The 15,765-nt window shown below is 67.4% G+C and carries 11 protein-coding genes and 2 pseudogenes; 1 reads left to right on the top strand and 12 read right to left on the bottom strand.

All coding sequences use genetic code 11. The features are described from left to right. Nucleotides 1–24: 24 nt before the first annotated feature. The 7 genes and pseudogenes from HK415_RS09995 to oxc form a co-directional block, all read right to left on the bottom strand. Nucleotides 25–510 (bottom strand): GNAT family N-acetyltransferase, encoded by a 486-nt coding sequence (locus HK415_RS09995; RefSeq protein ID WP_171558608.1) that lies wholly within the window; start codon nucleotides 508–510, stop codon nucleotides 25–27. Between the two features lie 40 nt (nucleotides 511–550). Next, on the bottom strand, nucleotides 551–943 hold the full coding sequence (locus HK415_RS09990; RefSeq protein WP_171558607.1) for an MAPEG family protein: 393 nt from the start codon (nucleotides 941–943) through the stop codon (nucleotides 551–553). Nucleotides 944–1,144: 201 nt separating this feature from the next. Beyond that, a pseudogene (gene fdhF / locus HK415_RS09985) lies at nucleotides 1,145–3,940 on the bottom strand (formate dehydrogenase subunit alpha); the annotation flags it as partial. A 14-nt stretch (nucleotides 3,941–3,954) separates the two neighbouring features. Next, a complete protein-coding gene (locus HK415_RS09980) occupies nucleotides 3,955–5,550 on the bottom strand; it encodes an NAD(P)H-dependent oxidoreductase subunit E (protein WP_309246648.1) in 1,596 nt (531 codons plus the stop codon). 120 nt (nucleotides 5,551–5,670) lie between these two features. Next, the gene (locus HK415_RS09975; protein ID WP_171558605.1) at nucleotides 5,671–7,812 is read right to left on the bottom strand and encodes an acetate--CoA ligase family protein; all 2,142 of its coding nucleotides are present in this window, start codon (nucleotides 7,810–7,812) and stop codon (nucleotides 5,671–5,673) included. A 48-nt stretch (nucleotides 7,813–7,860) separates the two neighbouring features. Then, the gene (gene frc / locus HK415_RS09970; protein ID WP_171558603.1) at nucleotides 7,861–9,108 is read right to left on the bottom strand and encodes a formyl-CoA transferase; all 1,248 of its coding nucleotides are present in this window, start codon (nucleotides 9,106–9,108) and stop codon (nucleotides 7,861–7,863) included. A 42-nt stretch (nucleotides 9,109–9,150) separates the two neighbouring features. Then, a complete protein-coding gene (gene oxc, locus HK415_RS09965) occupies nucleotides 9,151–10,881 on the bottom strand; it encodes an oxalyl-CoA decarboxylase (protein WP_171558602.1) in 1,731 nt (576 codons plus the stop codon). Nucleotides 10,882–11,004: 123 nt separating this feature from the next. Here oxc and HK415_RS09960 point away from each other — a divergent pair. Next, a pseudogene (locus tag HK415_RS09960) lies at nucleotides 11,005–11,609 on the top strand (Crp/Fnr family transcriptional regulator). Here HK415_RS09960 and HK415_RS26290 read toward each other — a convergent pair. The 5 genes from HK415_RS26290 to HK415_RS09940 all read right to left on the bottom strand — a co-directional run bounded on the left by HK415_RS26290 (nucleotide 11,606) and on the right by HK415_RS09940 (nucleotide 15,662). Further along, nucleotides 11,606–11,821 carry a BON domain-containing protein gene (locus HK415_RS26290; RefSeq protein WP_309246647.1) on the bottom strand — a complete coding sequence of 72 codons (216 nt, stop codon included), beginning with the start codon at nucleotides 11,819–11,821 and terminating at the stop codon, nucleotides 11,606–11,608. The pseudogene HK415_RS09960 and the gene HK415_RS26290 overlap by 4 nt on opposite strands. Nucleotides 11,822–11,829: 8 nt before the next feature. After that, entirely contained in the window at nucleotides 11,830–12,438 is a 609-nt protein-coding gene (locus HK415_RS09955) for a cytidylate kinase-like family protein (protein WP_309246646.1), read from the bottom strand. 28 nt (nucleotides 12,439–12,466) lie between these two features. After that, nucleotides 12,467–13,996, bottom strand: a complete 1,530-nt coding sequence (locus tag HK415_RS09950) for a tripartite tricarboxylate transporter permease (RefSeq protein WP_171558600.1) — start codon at nucleotides 13,994–13,996, stop codon at nucleotides 12,467–12,469. Nucleotides 13,997–14,065: 69 nt separating this feature from the next. Then, entirely contained in the window at nucleotides 14,066–14,638 is a 573-nt protein-coding gene (locus tag HK415_RS09945) for a tripartite tricarboxylate transporter TctB family protein (protein ID WP_309246645.1), read from the bottom strand. A 31-nt stretch (nucleotides 14,639–14,669) separates the two neighbouring features. Continuing rightward, on the bottom strand, nucleotides 14,670–15,662 hold the full coding sequence (locus HK415_RS09940) for a Bug family tripartite tricarboxylate transporter substrate binding protein (RefSeq protein ID WP_171558598.1): 993 nt from the start codon (nucleotides 15,660–15,662) through the stop codon (nucleotides 14,670–14,672). Nucleotides 15,663–15,765 lie beyond the last annotated feature (103 nt).

Here is a 15,765-nt window from a genome sequence, read left to right as displayed (position 1 = left end):
GCGCGCGCAGCCGCACCGCGACGTTCAACTCCCGCCGTTGTCCGCCACCAGCCACTTCTCCAGCAGCACGCCGTCCAGCGTGCCGCTGTACATGGCCTTGCGCAGGGTGCGCTCGTGGTAGCCGTGCTCGCTGTAGAAGTTGCGCGCGGCCACGTTGTCCCAGCGCGCCTCGACGCGGATGCGGCGGGCCCCGCCGGTGCGCGCCACCTCCTCCAGCCACAGGAGCAGCGCGCTGCCCAGGCCCTCGCGGCGGCGGCGGTGGTGCACCGCGAACAGCAGCAGGTGCGCATCGCTCTCGCGGTACGACATGATCCCGAAGGCGGCAAGCGTGCCGGGCGCGTCGGGCGCATCGACCACGGCGACGTTGGTGTCGGGATTGCGGATCGCGCGCTCGACCCGCGCGGGCAGCCAGCTCCAGGGCAGCCCGTGCTCGATGTACTCGCGGGACATGGCGGCGATCGCCCCGGCATCGGCCGGGACGGCGAGGCGGACGAGGGCGTCGGCGAGCATGGCGGCCTGGGGTTGCGCCGCCAAGATAGCACGTCCGACCCTAGCGCACGAGGATCTGCCAGGCGATGACGGCCTGCGCGAAGAAGCCCACGGTGAAGGCCAGCGTGCGCACCCAGGGAACGGCGAAGGTGTAGGCCAGCACGTGCACGACGCGGGCCCAGAAATACACCATGCTGGCCGTGGCGATCGCGCCGTTGCTGATGCCGGCAGCATGCGCCACCAGCACCAGCGCGGCGAACACCGCCAGGTTCTCGATCGCGTTGGAATGCGCCCGCATCAGGCGCTGGGCCCACGGGGACTGCGGCGGCGGGTTCTGCGGGTAGCCGACCGCCGGGACCAGCCCCCAGGTCGCGATGCGGTCCAGGATGTAGGGCACCCACAGCAATCCCGTGAGCGCGGCCACGAGGGCCAGGTAGAACAGCTCCGTCTTCATCGTCTCTCCTTGGTTGGGGTGGTCACGAGAAAGCGAAACGGTGGCTTGGCGCGGATGCTAGCGGCGGGGGAGGGGGGGGCAAGGGTGGGGCGCACAAAGAAAAAGCGCCGCATGAGCGGCGCTTCCTGGGAGCCTTGGGTCCCCGCCTGCGCGGGGATGACGGTCAGACCGCGTTTTCCTCGATCCTGCGCAGCAGCTGCCCCCCCCGCCGAAGCTCACCTGCTCCGGCGCCGTGCCGCCCGCCGTGACCCGGATGGCGCAGTACTTCAGCTCGGGGATCTTCGCCACCGGATCCAGCTTGTCGTTCGTCACCCGGTTGATTGCCGCCTCGTAATAGCAGAAGGGCACGAAGACCGCGCCGCGCGGCGAGCCCTCGTCGGCGCGGCCGTACAGCGTGACCTTGCCGCGGCGCGACTCGATGGTGAGCAGGTCGCCCGGCTTGCAGCCGATGGCGGCCAGGTCCAGCGGGTGCACCAGCGCCACCGGATCGGGCTCGATCGCGTCGAGCACCGTCGCGCGGCGCGTCATGCTGCCGGTGTGCCAGTGTTCCAGCTGGCGGCCGGTGATCAGCACCATCGGGTACTGCGCATCGGGCTTCTCCGCGGCCGGGATGATGTCGGCGGGCACGAAGCGCGCCTTGCCGTCCGCGCGCGGGAAGTCCTCGATGAACACCACCGGGTCGCCGGGGTCGCCTTCCTTGGTGCACGGATAGGTGACCGCGTGCTCGCGTTCCAGCCGGTCCCAGGTGATGCCGGCGATGCTGGGCATGGCGTGCCGCATCTCGTCGAAGGCCTCGGACACGTGGCCGTAATTCCAGTCCAGCCCCAGGCGGCGCGCCATCTCCTGGATGATCCAGAGGTCCTGCTTGGCGTCGCCCGGCGGATCGATCGCCTGCCGTCCGAGTTGCACCAGGCGGTCGGTGTTGGTGAAGGTGCCGGTCTTCTCGGGGAAGGCGCTGGCGGGCAGCACGACGTCCGCGAGGCAGGCGGTCTCGGTCAGGAAGATGTCCTGCACCACCAGGTGGTCCAGCGCCGCGATCATCTCGCGCGCATGGTTCGCGTCCGGGTCGGACATCGCGGGGTTCTCGCCCATGATGTACATGCCCTTGACCTTGCCTTCGCCGATGGCGTGCATCACTTCCACCACCGTCAGGCCGGGCTGGGCGTCCAGCGTGCCGGGCTTCAGGTTCCAGTGCTTCTCGAAGCGGGCGCGGACCGGGCTCCACGACCTTCTGGTAGTCGGGCAGCATCATCGGGATCAGGCCGGCGTCGGACGCGCCCTGCACGTTGTTCTGGCCGCGCAGCGGATGCAGGCCGGTGCCGGGGCGGCCGATCTGGCCGGTCATCAGCGACAGCGCGATCAGGCAGCGGGCGTTGTCGGTGCCGTGCACGTGCTGCGACACGCCCATGCCCCACAGGATCATGGAGGCGCGCGAGGTGGCGAACAGGCGCGCGGTTTCCTTCAGCGTCTGCGCGTCGATGCCGCACAGGGGCGCCATCTCCTCGGGGCTGTAGCCCACCAGGTTCTTCTTCAGTTCGTCGAAGCCGATGGTGCGGGATTCGATGAAGCCGGGGTCGACCAGGCCTTCATGGACGATCACGTGCATCATCGCGTTGAGCATCGCGACGTCGGTGTCCGGCTTGAACTGCAGGTGGCGGTAGGCCAGGCGCGTCAGGTCCGACTTGCGCGGATCCATGATGATCAGCTTGGCGCCGTTCTTCGCCGCGTTCTTCATCCAGGTGGCGGCCACCGGGTGGTTGACGGTCGGATTGGCGCCGATGACGACGATCACTTCCGCCTTGGTCACGTCCATCACCGGGTTCGACACCGCGCCGGAACCGATGCCTTCCAGCAGCGCCGCCACCGAGGAGGCGTGGCACAGGCGCGTGCAGTGGTCGACGTTGTTGCTCTTGAAGCCGGTGCGCACCAGCTTCTGGAACAAGTAGGCCTCTTCGTTGCTGCCCTTGGCCGAGCCGAAGCCGACCAGCGCCTTGGGACCCGCGGTGTCGCGGATGGTCTTGAGCTTGCCGGCGGCGGCCGCCAGCGCTTCTTCCCAGCTCGCCTCGCGGAATACTTCCAGCACGCGGTCGGGATCGAGCGTGGCGTGCGGCAGCTTGGGCGCGCCTTCGCGGCGGATCAGCGGCTTGGTCAGGCGCTGCGGGTGGTTGGCGTAGTCGAAGCCGTAGCGGCCCTTCACGCATAGGCGGCCGTGGTTCGCGGGACCGTCGCGGCCTTCCACGTACAGGATCTTGTTGTCCTTGACGTTGTAGGTGAGCTGGCAGCCGACGCCGCAATACGGGCAGACCGAGTCGACCTGCTTGTCGGGCACGGGCAGGGCGGCGCCGCGCGCGGGCATCAGCGCGCCGGTGGGGCAGGCCTGCACGCACTCGCCGCAGGCCACGCAGGTGGACACGCCCATGGGGTCGTCCATGTCGAACACGATCTTGGCGTGCTCGCCGCGGAAGGCCAGGCCGATCACGTCGTTGACCTGCTCGTCGCGGCAGGCGCGGAGACAGCGCGTGCACTGGATGCAGGCGTCGAGGTTCACCGCGATGGCCGGATGCGAGACGTCGGCCCTCACCTGGCCGCGCGCGGGGAAGCGGGGCTTGCCCACGCCCAGCTTGGCGGACCACTGGTCCACCTCGTTGTGGCGGGTGTACTCGGCCTCCGGCATGTCGGCCTGCAGCAGCTCAGCACCATCTTCTGCGACTTGACCGCCCGTTCGCTGTCGGTGGTCACTTCCATGCCGGGGGTCGGATTGCGGCAGCAGCTGGGGGCCAGCACGCGTTCGCCCTTGATCTCCACCATGCACGCGCGGCAGTTGCCCGCGGTGTCCAGGCCCGGCTTGTAGCAAAGGCGCGGGATCTCCACGCCTTCGCGGTCCGCGACCTCGATCACGGTCTCGTTGGCCCGCGCCTCGACCGGCTTGCCGTTGAGGGTGAACTTGACCACCGGGGTTTCGATCTGCGCCAGTTCGGCGCGCGTGACGGCGTTCATCGTTGTTCTTTCTTTCAGCCCAGCTCGTGCGGGAAGTACTTCACCACGCAGTCCACGGGGTTGGGTGCGGCCTGGCCCAGGCCGCAGATCGACGCGTCGCGCATCACCTGCGACAGTTCGGCCAGCAGCGGCACGTCCCAGCGGGGCTGGTGGATCAGCGCATGCGCCTTGGCGGTGCCCGCGCGGCAGGGCGTGCACTGGCCGCAGGACTCGTCGCGGAAGAAGCGCATCAGGTTGCGCGCCGCACCGGTCGCCGTGTCCTTGTCCGACAGCACGATCACCGCCGCCGAGCCGATGAAGCAGCCGTAGGGCTGCAGCGTGTCGAAGTCCAGCGGGATCTCGTTCATCGAGGCCGGCAGGATGCCGCCCGAAGCGCCGCCCGGCAGGTAGGCGTAGAACTTGTGGCCGTCGGCCATGCCGCCGCAGTACTCGTCGATCAGCTCCTGGATGGTCACGCCCGCCGGCGCGATCTTCACGCCCGGCTCGCGCACGCGGCCCGACACGGAGAAGGAGCGCAGCCCCTTGCGGCCGTTGGCGCCCTGCGAGGAGAACCATTCCGGGCCGTGTTCCAGCAGCTCGCGCACCCAGTACAGCGTCTCGAAGTTGTGCTCCAGGGTCGGCCGACCGAACAGTCCCACCTGCGCCACGTAGGGCGGGCGCAGGCGCGGCATGCCGCGCTTGCCTTCGATGGATTCGATCATCGCGGACTCTTCGCCGCAGATGTAGGCGCCGGCGCCGCGGCGCAGCTCGATCTTCGGCAGCCCCGCCGACGGCGGGTCGGCCTGCAGCCGCGCGAGCTCCTGCTGCAGCAGCTGGCGGCAGCCGTGGTACTCGTCGCGCAGGTAGATGTAGATGGCGGACACGCCCACCGCCCAGGCGGCAATCAGCATGCCTTCCAGGAAGCGGTGCGGGTCGCGCTCCAGGTAGACGCGGTCCTTGAAGGTGCCGGGTTCGCCCTCGTCGATGTTCACGGCCATCAGGCGCGGCGAGGGTTCGTTGCGCACGATGCGCCACTTGCGTCCCGCCGGGAAGCCTGCGCCGCCCAGGCCGCGCAGGCCGGATGCTTCCATCACCTTGATGACGGACTCCACGTCGCGTTCGCCCGAGAGGCATTGCTCCAGCAGCTTGTAGCCGCCGGCCGCGCGGTACTGCGACAGGCCCATGTAGCCTTCCGGCTCGTGGCTGGTCGCGCCTTCCTTGACGCACTCGCGCACCTTGTCCACGGTGGCGCAGGGCACGGGCTTCTGGCCCACCACGGCGGCCGGTGCCTGTTCGCAGCGGCCGATGCAGGGGGCGGCGATCACACGCACTTCGCGCCCGAGGATGGACGGCAGCTTCTGCAGCAGCTGCTGCGCGCCGGCCAGCTCGCAGGACAGGCCGTCGCACACGCGCACGGTCAGTGCCTGCGGTGCGTCCTCGCCTTCCTTGACGATGTCGAAGTGGTGGTAGAACGAAGCCACCTCGTACACCTCGCTCTGGGCGAGGCGCATCTCCTGCGCCAGGGCAGAGAGATGCGCCGCCGAGAGGTGGCCGAAATGGTCCTGCAGCTTGTGCAGGTGCTCGATCAGCAGGTCGCGCTGGCGCGACGCGTCACCGAGCAGCTGCCGCACTTCGGCCAGCGCCTGGTCCGTGGGCCTGCGCCCCTTGGGACCCTGGCGCTTGCGCTCCCGCAGGGGAGCGCGGCGGCCGCGGCAATGGGGATGACGCGATGTCCAGCCATCGTGACTCGCTTACTTCAGCAGGCCGGCGGAGCGGGCCCACTTGAACTTGGCGCCCAGCACTTCCACCGGCAGTTCGGTGGAGTAGGCATAGGCCGGGATGCCGTTTTCGTACAGGTACTGCGCGGCTTCCTCGACTTCCACGTCGCCGGCCAGCGAGGCGACCACGGGCTTGGTCTTGCCCTTGGCCTTCATCTCGTTGACGATTTCCACCATGTTGCGGGCGAAGACCATCGGCGGCGTGACGATCGTGTGCCAGTAGCCCAGGATCAGCGCGTGGATGCGGTCGTCCTCCAGGCCCAGGCGCACCGTGTTCACGTAGGTGATCGGGGGCTCGCCGCCGGTGATGTCCACCGGGTTGCCGGCCGCGCCGAAGGGCGGGATGAACTTGCGGAAGGCCGCGTCCAGGTCGTCCGGCATCGGCTTGAACAGCTTCAGGCCGTTGTCCACGCAGGCGTCGGACAGCAGCACGCCCGAGCCGCCGGCGCCGGTGATGATCACCACGTTCTCGCCCTTGGGGGTGGGCAGGATCGGCACGCCGCGCGACAGCTCCAGCATCTGGCGCAGGCTGTTGGCGCGGATCACGCCCGACTGGCGCAGCACGTCGTCGTAGATCTTGTCGGTGCCGGCGACGGCGCCGGTGTGGGAAGCAGCGGCGGCGCCCATGGCGGTGCGGCCGGCCTTCAGGACGATCACGGGCTTCTTCTTGGAGACGCGCTTGGCGACTTCGGCGAAGGCGCGGCCGTCCTTCAGGTCCTCGCAGTGCTGGGCGATCACCTTGGTGTTGTCGTCCTGCTCGAAGAACAGCAGCAGGTCGTCCTCGTCGATGTCCGACTTGTTGCCCAGGCCGACGATCGCCGACACGCCCATCTTGGCGGAGCGCGAGAAGCCGATGATGGCCATGCCGATGCCGCCGGACTGCGAGGACAGGGCGGTGGAGCCCTTGACGTCGTAGGCCGTGCAGAAGGTGGCGCACAGGTTGGACGGCGTGTAGTAGAAGCCGTAGATGTTCGGCCCCATCAGGCGGATGTTGTACTCGCGGCCGATGCGCTGCAGTTCTTCCTGGCCTTCGATGTTGCCGGTCTCGCCGAAGCCCGAGGGGATCAGGATGGCGCCGGCGATCTTCTTCTCGCCGCATTCCTTCAGCGCGCTGGCGACGAACTTGGCGGGCACCGCGAACACGGCGGTGTCGATCTCGTCCGGGACGTCCTTGACGCTCTTGTAGGCCTTCAGGCCCATCACTTCGGGGTCCTTGGGGTTGATCGGGTAGATCTTGCCCTTGTAGCCGCCGTTGATCAGGTTCTTCATCACCGAGTTGCCGATCTTGCCGGCCTCGTTGGAGGCGCCGACCACGGCCACCGCCTTGGGCTGCATGATCCGCTTCATCGAGGTGACGACGGCCTTCTCGTCCGGGCGGAAGCGCGCCGGCTTCTGGTCGAAGTTCACCACGATGCGCACGTCGGCCGCGATGGCGCCGTTCTCGCTGGCAAAGATCGGGTTCAGGTCCAGCTCGGAGATCTCGGGGAAGTCCGACACGAGCTGCGACACGCGCACGATCACGTCCTGCAGGGCCTCGCGGCTCACCGGCTTGCCGCCGCGCACGCCCTTGAGCATTTCGGCGGCCTGGATGCCGTCGAGCATGGAGGCGGCGTCCTCGCGCGTGGCCGGGGCCAGGCGGAAGGTGACGTCCTTGAGCACCTCGACCAGCACGCCGCCCATGCCGAAGGCGACCAGCTTGCCGAAGCTGTCGTCGGTCATGGCGCCGACGATCACTTCCGTGCCGCCCTTGATCATCTGCTGCACCTGCACGCCGACGATCCTGGCGTCCGCCTTGTACTTCTTGGCGTTGGCGATGATCTGCTCGTAGGCCGTGACGGCCTCGTCGGCGTTCTTCACGCCCACGATCACGCCGCCGGCTTCGGTCTTGTGCAGGATGTCGGGCGAGACGATCTTCATCACCACCGGGAAGCCCATGGAGCCGGCCAGCGTGCCGGCTTCCTTGGCGCTGGAAACCACGCCTTCCTTGGGAACGTTGATCCCGTAGGCGTCGCACACCAGCTTGCCCTCGGGTGCCGTCAGCGAATCGCGGCCCTCTTTCTTCACCGCGTCCAGGATCGCGCGGACCTTCTGCTTGTCGCCTTGGAAGTTGGCCATGTTGTGCCCCTTAAAAATGGTTTGTCTCGTCTCGGATCCAGGCAAAGGTCAGATGACCTTGGCCTCGCGCAGTTCTTTGATCTGGTCGGGCTTGTAGCCCAGTTGCGCCAGCACTTCCTCGGTGTGCTCGCCCAGCAGGGGAGAGCGTTTCACCTCGGTCTCGCTGTCGGACATCTTGATCGGGTTGCCCACGGTCAGGTACTTGCCGCGGGTGGGGTGGTCCACTTCGACCACGGTGCCGGTGGCGCGCAGCGCGGGTTCCTCGGCGATTTCCTTCATCGACAGGATCGGGCCGCAGGGGATGTCGTACTTGTTGAGGATCTCCATCGCCTCGAACTTGGTCTTGGTCTTGGTCCACTCCTCGATGCGCGAGAAGATCGTCTTCAGGTGCGGCAGGCGCGCCTTGGGCGTGGAGTAGCTCGGGTCCGTGATCCAGCTCTCCTCGCCGATCACCTTGCAGATCGCGCCCCAGACCGGCGCCTGGGTGATGAAATAGATGTAGGCATTGGGATCGTGCTGCCAGCCCTTGCACTTCAGGATCCAGCCCGGCTGGCCGCCGCCGGAAGCGTTGCCGGCACGCGGCACCGCTTCGCCGAACTCGCCTTCGGGGTACTGCGGGTACTCTTCCATCACGCCCTTGCGCGCCAGGCGCTGCTGGTCGCGCAGCTTCACGCGGCACAGGTTCAGCACGGCGTCCTGCATGGCGGCCAGCACCTTCTGGCCGCGGCCGGTCTTCTCGCGCTGGAACAGGGCGGTCACGATGCCCAGGCACAGGTGCAGGCCGGTGCCCGAGTCGCCGATCTGGGCGCCGGTCACCAGCGGCGGGCCGTCGTCGAAGCCGGTGGTGGAGGCGGCGCCGCCCGCGCACTGGGCGACGTTCTCGTACACCTTGCAGTCCTCGTAGGGGCCGGGGCCGAAGCCCTTGACGGACGCCATGATCATGCGCGGGTTGATCTGCTGGATGCGCTCCCAGGAGAAGCCCATGCGGTCCAGCGCGCCGGGGGCGAAGTTCTCCACCAGCACGTCGCACTGCTTGATCAGCTCGATCAGCACTTCCTTGCCCTTGGGGTTCTTGGTGTCCAGGGTGATGGAGCGCTTGTTGTGGTTCAGCATGGTGAAGTACAGGCTGTCCACGCCGTCGATGTCGCGCAGCTGGCCGCGCGTGGCATCGCCTTCACCCGCCTTCTCCACCTTGATCACGTCGGCGCCGAACCACGCCAGCAGCTGCGTGCAGGTGGGACCCGATTGCACGTGCGTGAAATCGAGGATCTTGATGCCGTCGAGTGCTTTGCCCATTTGCTTTCCTATCGCTTAAGTTTCGAAACTCGTCCCGCGTGCTTACTTCTTCTTGGCTGCCGCGGGGTTCAGGCTGGTGATGCGGCCGGACTCGGTGCCCGCGCTCTCGTCGATCATGGCGTTGATCAGCGTCGGCTTGCGCGAGGCCACGGCCTCGTCCAGCGCCTTCTTCAGTTCCTCGGGGTTCTTCGCCACCACGCCGACGCCGCCGAAGGCCTGCATCATCATGTCGTAGCGCGCGTTCTTGACGAACTGCGTGGGCGCCATCGCGTCGCCGCGCGGGTTGACGTCGGTGCCCTTGTAGATGCCGTTGTTGTTCATCACGACGATGCACACCGGCAGGTCGTAGCGGCAGATGGTTTCCACTTCCATGCCGCTGAAGCCGAAGGCGCTGTCGCCTTCCACCGCGATCACCTGCTCGCCGGTGACGGCGGCCGCCGCGACGGCGAAGCCCATGCCGATGCCCATGATCCCCCAGGTGCCCACGTCCAGGCGGCGGCGCGGCTCGTACATGTCGACGATGGAGCGCGTGAAGTCCAGCGCGTTGGCGTTGGCGCCTTCGTTCACCAGGTAGGCCTTGGGGTTCTCCTTGACCGTGTTGCGGATCACGTTCAGGGCGCTGTGGAAGTTCATCACCGGCGGGTTCTTCGCCAGCGTCTCGGCCATCTTGGTGAGGTTCTTGTCCTTGCGCTCGGCGATCGCGCCGGTCCAGTCCGCCGGCGGCTTGGCCCAGCCGGACCCCATGGCCTGGTTGAAGGCGGAGATGCACGAACCGATGTCGCCGATCACGGGTGCGGCGATCGCGACGTTGCTGTCGGCTTCGGTCGGGGAGATGTCGACCTGGATGAACTGCTGCTTGCCCGCGGACTTGGAGCCTTCGGCGCCCCAGGTCTTGCCCTTGCCGTGCGACAGCAGCCAGTTCAGGCGCGCGCCCACCAGCATCACGACGTCGGCTTCGGCCAGCACGTAGGAGCGCGCGGCGGAGGCGGACTGGTTGTGGTTGTCCGGCAGCAGGCCCTTGGCCATGGACATCGGCAGGTAGGGGATGCCGCTCTTCTCGACGAAGGCCTTGATGTCGGCATCGGCCTGCGCGTAGGCGGCGCCCTTGCCCAGGATCACCAGCGGGCGCTTGGCGGACTTCAGCAGGTCCACCGCGCGCTTCACCGCGTCGGGAGCGGGGATCTGCTTCGGTGCGGGATCGACGACCTTGATCAGCGACTTCCTGCCCGCTTCCTTGTCCATGCTCTGCGCGAACAGCTTGGCGGGCAGGTCCAGGTACACGCCGCCGGGGCGGCCGGACACGGCGGCGCGGATCGCACGCGCGATGCCCACGCCGATGTCCTCGGCGTGCAGCACGCGGAAGGCGGCCTTGCACAGCGGCTTGGCGATGGCGAGCTGGTCCATCTCCTCGTAGTCGCCCTGCTGCAGGTCGACGATCTCGCGCTCGCTGGAGCCGGAGACCAGGATCATGGGGAAGCAGTTGGTGGTGGCGTTGGCCAGCGCGGTGAGGCCGTTGAGGAAGCCGGGCGCGGACACCGTGAAGCAGATGCCGGGCTTGCCGGTGATGAAGCCCGCGGCCGCGGCGGCATTGCCTGCGTGCTGTTCGTGGCGGAAGGAAATGACCTTCATGCCTTCGGCCTGCGAGATGCGCAGGAAGTCGGTGATCGGGATGCCGGGCAGGGCGAAGATCGTGTCGATGTCGTTCAGCTTCAGTGCGTCGATGACGAGGTGGAAGCCGTCGGTCTGCTCGCGATCCTGCGTGTCGGTGGTCATGGTCTCGGGTCCTGGTTTGGGAGTGCGAGAATGGTAGGAGTCGCCCTCTGGAATCCCTCTTGACTGCGGTCAATTTTCGAAAAATTGCCGGGCACTTTCGGGGAATCCCTCGCCACAGAAGAAATGTCCACCATCGACAAGCATCCCGAACGGAACGTGATCCGCGTGCAGCTGGCGCACAACCTGGTGCTCAAGGGCATGACGGCGGCCCAGATGGCGGAACTGGAACCCCACCTGGTGGTGGTGGATTGCCAGAAGGGCGAGGCACTGCTGAACCAGGGCGTGCACGAGATGGAGCAGTACTTCATCCTCGACGGCATCCTGAAACGCGTGGTTGCGAACCAGGAGGCCAAGGAGATGATCCTGCGCTTCGCCGACGAAGGGCAGATGGAGACCAGCTACGCCGCCTGGCGCCTGGGCACGCCGGCGCCCTACAGCATCGTGTGCGTCGCGCGCGCGTCGCCAAGCTGCCGCTGCGCGAATGGGTCGCCTTCATCGAGCGCCACCCGGGGCTCAAGCAGGTCTTCGAGTACGAGGTGATGCACCACATGAGTGAAATCATGGCGCACACCATCACGCTGCACCTGCTCGATGCGCCTGGCCGGGTCAAGCGCTTCCTGCGCAAGCACCCGGAACTGGCGGAGCGGCTGCCGAAGAAGGAACTCGCTTCCTACCTCAACCTGTCGGCGGAGACTCTCAGCAGGCTGAAGCAGCGGGGAAAGATCTAGGTCTTCGCGTAGGTGAACTTGCGGGTGATCGCCATCAGGTGCAGGCGGTTGTCCACCTTGCCGACACCCGCGACCGCGGTGGCCACGCGCTCGGTCTCCGCCTTTTCCTGCTCGTTCACCACGATGCCGTTGAGGACGACGCGGCCGTCGCGCGATTCGATCTGCACGTCCACGTTGCTGGTGGACTCGTTGGCCTTGAGCGCGGCGCGCACGCGCGCGCTCAGCGCCAGGCCTTCCAGGGTGGCGCGCGAGTCCGCGGTCTCCTGGAACTCGGGGCGGCGCGAGAGCGCGAGGATCTGCTCGACGCAGCTTTCCACCGAGACGTGCTCGGTATTGAGCACCAGGTCGTAGAGCAGGGGTCGCCCCAGGTCACGCCGAACACCGCGTGCATGCGCGAGGCGTGCGCCTGGTCGCTGCGGCGCAGTTCCGTTTCCGCGGCTTCGCGGTGGGTGGTGCCCAGGTGGTCCATCAGCCAGGCGAGGCGCTGCTCGAAGGGCCGCGTGACGCGCACGCGCACCACGTGGCGCACCGGGCGCAGCAGGACGGTGGCGCCCCAGCCGCGCAGCACCACGTTGCCGCGCACGGCCTGCGCGAACATTTCCTCGGCGGTGAACAGGGCGATCTGCTCCTTGTCCGTGGACAGCCGTTCCACCAGGCCCGCCTGGCCTTCGCGCAGGCGGCGGATCAGGCTGGCCGGCACGTGCATGCGGCCGGCGATGTTGTCCACCACCTCGTTGCGCATCACGGCGAGCTGGCCGACCTCGGCCAGGCGCAGGGCGACGTCCTTGGCGAGCGAGCCCATCTCCTGGGTCAGTGCAATCACGGCCATGGCGATCCTCCTTCTCTTGTTCTCGTGCTCAGTCGACCGGCTGTTCCGCCGCGAAGCCGGTGGGCTTGGGCGGGCGCACCTTGGCGATCAGGCGGGCGATCAGCGGCCAGAACAGCAGCAGCAGCGCCAGGCCGGTGATGGAACCCACCAGCGGGTTGGCCACCATGATGGACATCTCGCCCTGCGACAGCAGCATCGACTGCCGGAAGGCGTCCTCGGCCTTGTCGCCCAGCACCAGGGCCAGCACGAGCGGCGCGAGCGGGTAGTCGAGCTTCTTGAACACGTAGCCCATGATGCCGAACCCGAGCATCAGCCAGATGTCGAACATCGCGTTGTGCACGGTGAAGGCGCCGATCGCGCAGATCACGATGATCACCGGCGCGATGATCGAGAACGGGATGCGCAGGATCGAGGCGAACAGCGGCACGGTGGTCAGCACCACGATCAGGCCGGCCAGGTTGCCCAGGTACATGGAGGCGATCAGGCCCCACACGAAGTCCTTCTGCTCCACGAACAGCAGCGGTCCGGGCTGCAGGCCCCAGATCAGCAGGCCGCCCAGCAGCACGGCAGCCGTCGGCGAGCCGGGGATGCCCAGCGCCAGCATCGGCAGCAGCGCGCTGGTGCCGGCGGCGTGCGCCGCGGTTTCCGGCGCGACCACGCCTTCGAGCTGGCCGGTGCCGAACTTGGCGCCGTCCTTGGACATCTTCTTGGCCAGGCCGTAGCTCATGAAGGACGCGGGCGTCGCGCCGCCGGGGGTGATGCCCATCCAGATGCCCACCAGCGAGCTGCGGATGGAGGTCATCCAGTACTGCGGCAGCTGCTTCCAGGTCTCGAACACCACCTTGGGGCTGATCTTGGCGGACTTGCCGGAGAAGGCCAAGCCTTCCTCCATCGACAGCAGGATCTCGCCGATGCCAAACAGGCCGATCACCGCGATCAGGAAGTCGAAGCCGCGCATCAGCTCCTCCAGCCCGAAGGTCAGCCGCAGCTGGCCGGTGACGGTGTCCATGCCGACGGCAGCCAGCGCGAAGCCGATCGCCATCGAGCCGAGGATCTTGAAGGGGGAGCCCTTGCCCATGCCGACGAAGCTGCAGAAGGTCAGCAGGTACACCGCGAAGAATTCGGGCGGGCCGAACTTCAGCGCGAACTTCGCGACCATGGGCGCGAGGAAGGTGATCATCACCACGGCGACGAAGGCGCCGATGAAGGAGGAGGTGAAGGCCGCCGTGAGCGCCTGTCCCGCCTGTCCCTTCTGCGCCATCGGGTAGCCGTCGAAGGTGGTGGCCACCGACCACGGCTCGCCCGGGATGTTGAACAGCACCGAGGTGATGGCGCCGCCGAAGAGGGCGCCCCAGTAGATGCAGGACAGCATGATGATCGCCGAGGTGGGCGACATCGAGAAGGTCAGGGGCAGCAGGATGGCGACGCCGTTGGCGCCGCCGAGTCCCGGCAGCACGCCGATGAGCACGCCGAGGGTGATGCCCACGAACATGAGGAGCAGGTTCATCGGCGTCAGGATGACGCTGAAGCCATGGAACAGTGCGCTGAGTTCGGTCATGACGCTGGAGTCGGTGCGGTTCGGTGGGAAGGGGTCGCCGGGCTCAGTAGCCCAGGAACTCGAGCGGCTTCAGCATGCCCTTGGCCAGGGGATCTTGAACCAGACCTCGAACATGACGAAGAAGAACACGGCGATCGCCAGCCCCAGCAGGATGCTCTTCACCTTGGAGAACTTGCCCAGGATGATCATGAAGCCGGCGATGTACACGGCCGAGGCGATGTAGATGCCGACCAGCTGGATGGCCAGCACGTAGACGGCGGCGGGCACCAGCACGGACAGCACGCGCTTGATCTGCTCGCCGTCCACGAAGATGTCGTGGTTGCGCTTCTTGCCCAGCAGTGCCTGGTAGAGCGTGCCCGCGCCCGAGATGCACAGGATCAGGCCGATGTAGAAGGGGAAGTAGCCGGCGCCGGGGCCGTCGGTGGTCCAGCCGGAGCCGAGGTTGCGGCTGCCGAACAGGACGACCAGTCCGAGCAGGATGACGAGCGCCGCGACGGCGGCCTCGACGGCGAACGTGGGGACGCCGGTGCGCTCTTCGGTGGCGAGCTCTTGGGGGAATCCATGCGCTTGTCTCCTGCCGGTGGGGCCGGCAATGCTCTTGTGGGGAAGCGGGGAAGGGGAAAGGGGTCGGGGAAGCGGCACGCCCCCGCGGGGCGGGGGCGTGCGGGTCAGCTCACTTGGCGATGAAGCCGGCTTCCTTCATCAGCTCGCGGTGCGTCTGCTCGGCCTTGCCCAGCCAGGCATTGAAGTTCTCGCCGTCCATGGCGGTCTGGTTGAAGGCGCCCTTCTCCATGTACTCCTTCCACTCCGGCGTGGCGCGCACCTTCTTCAGCAGGTCGTTGTAGTACGCGGTCTGCTCCTTGGTCACGCCCGGGGGCATGAAGATGCCGCGCAGCATCGTGTACTCGGTCGGCACGCCCGCTTCCTTGCAGGTGGGCACGTCGCCCCAGGCCTGCGTGTCGGTGATCTTTTCCTTGTAGGGCATGCGCTTGGCGTCGAACACGCACAGCGCGCGCAGCTTGCCGGCACGCCATTGCGCCACGGCCTCGGCCGGGTTGTTCACGGTGGAGTCCACGTGCTTGCCCACCAGCTGCACGGCGACTTCGCCGCCGCCCTTGAACGGCACGTAGATGAACTTGGTGCCGGTGGCCTTCTCGATGCCGACGGTGAGGATCTGGTCTTCCTGCTTGGAGCCGGTGCCGCCCATCTTCATCTTGCTCGGGCCCGCGGCCTTGACCGCGTCGAAGTAGGACTTGGCGTCCTTGTACGGGGCCTCGGCATTGACCCACAGCACGAAGTTGTCCAGCGCCATCATCGACACCGGCGTCATGTCGCGCCAGTTGAAGGGCACGCCCGTGGCGAGCGGCGTGGTGAACAGGTTGGAGAGCGTCACCACCAGCTTGTGCGGCTCGCCCTTGGCGTTCTTCACGTCCAGGAAGCCCTCGGCGCCGGCGCCGCCCGCCTTGTTCACCACCACCAGCGGCTGCTTCATGAGGTTGTGCTTGACGACGATGCCCTGGATCAGGCGCGCCATCTGGTCGGCCCCGCCGCCGGTGCCTGCGGGCACCACGAATTCGACGGGCTTCGTCGGTTCCCATGCCGCGTGCGCCAGCGGCGCGGCCAGCATCGCGCACGATGCGATGACGGTCGCGGCAGCGACGGACATCCGGTCTTGAGGGTGGTGAGTCTCACGGTTTGTCTCCTGTGGTTTCGCCTCGCCCGCGCCATCTGGCCTTTGATGACGTTCATCGCGAGACCGCAGCGCATGG

Source organism: Ramlibacter montanisoli, assembly GCF_013087525.1.
GTDB lineage: Bacteria > Pseudomonadota > Gammaproteobacteria > Burkholderiales > Burkholderiaceae_C > Ramlibacter > Ramlibacter montanisoli.
Note: the sequence above shows the minus strand (reverse complement) of the source record. Positions and strands in the feature narration are given on the sequence as shown.

Bases quoted from the DNA above. Each gene is read 5' to 3' on its own strand.
- HK415_RS09995 (WP_171558608.1), bottom strand. From the start codon at position 510: ATGCTCGCCGACGCCCTCGTCCGCCTCGCCGTCCCGGCCGATGCCGGG.
- HK415_RS09990 (WP_171558607.1), bottom strand. From the start codon at position 943: ATGAAGACGGAGCTGTTCTACCTGGCCCTCGTGGCCGCGCTCACGGGA.
- HK415_RS09975 (WP_171558605.1), bottom strand. From the start codon at position 7,812: ATGGCCAACTTCCAAGGCGACAAGCAGAAGGTCCGCGCGATCCTGGAC.
- frc (WP_171558603.1), bottom strand. From the start codon at position 9,108: ATGGGCAAAGCACTCGACGGCATCAAGATCCTCGATTTCACGCACGTG.
- oxc (WP_171558602.1), bottom strand. From the start codon at position 10,881: ATGACCACCGACACGCAGGATCGCGAGCAGACCGACGGCTTCCACCTC.
- HK415_RS09955 (WP_309246646.1), bottom strand. From the start codon at position 12,438: ATGGCCGTGATTGCACTGACCCAGGAGATGGGCTCGCTCGCCAAGGAC.
- HK415_RS09950 (WP_171558600.1), bottom strand. From the start codon at position 13,996: ATGACCGAACTCAGCGCACTGTTCCATGGCTTCAGCGTCATCCTGACG.
- HK415_RS09940 (WP_171558598.1), bottom strand. From the start codon at position 15,662: ATGTCCGTCGCTGCCGCGACCGTCATCGCATCGTGCGCGATGCTGGCC.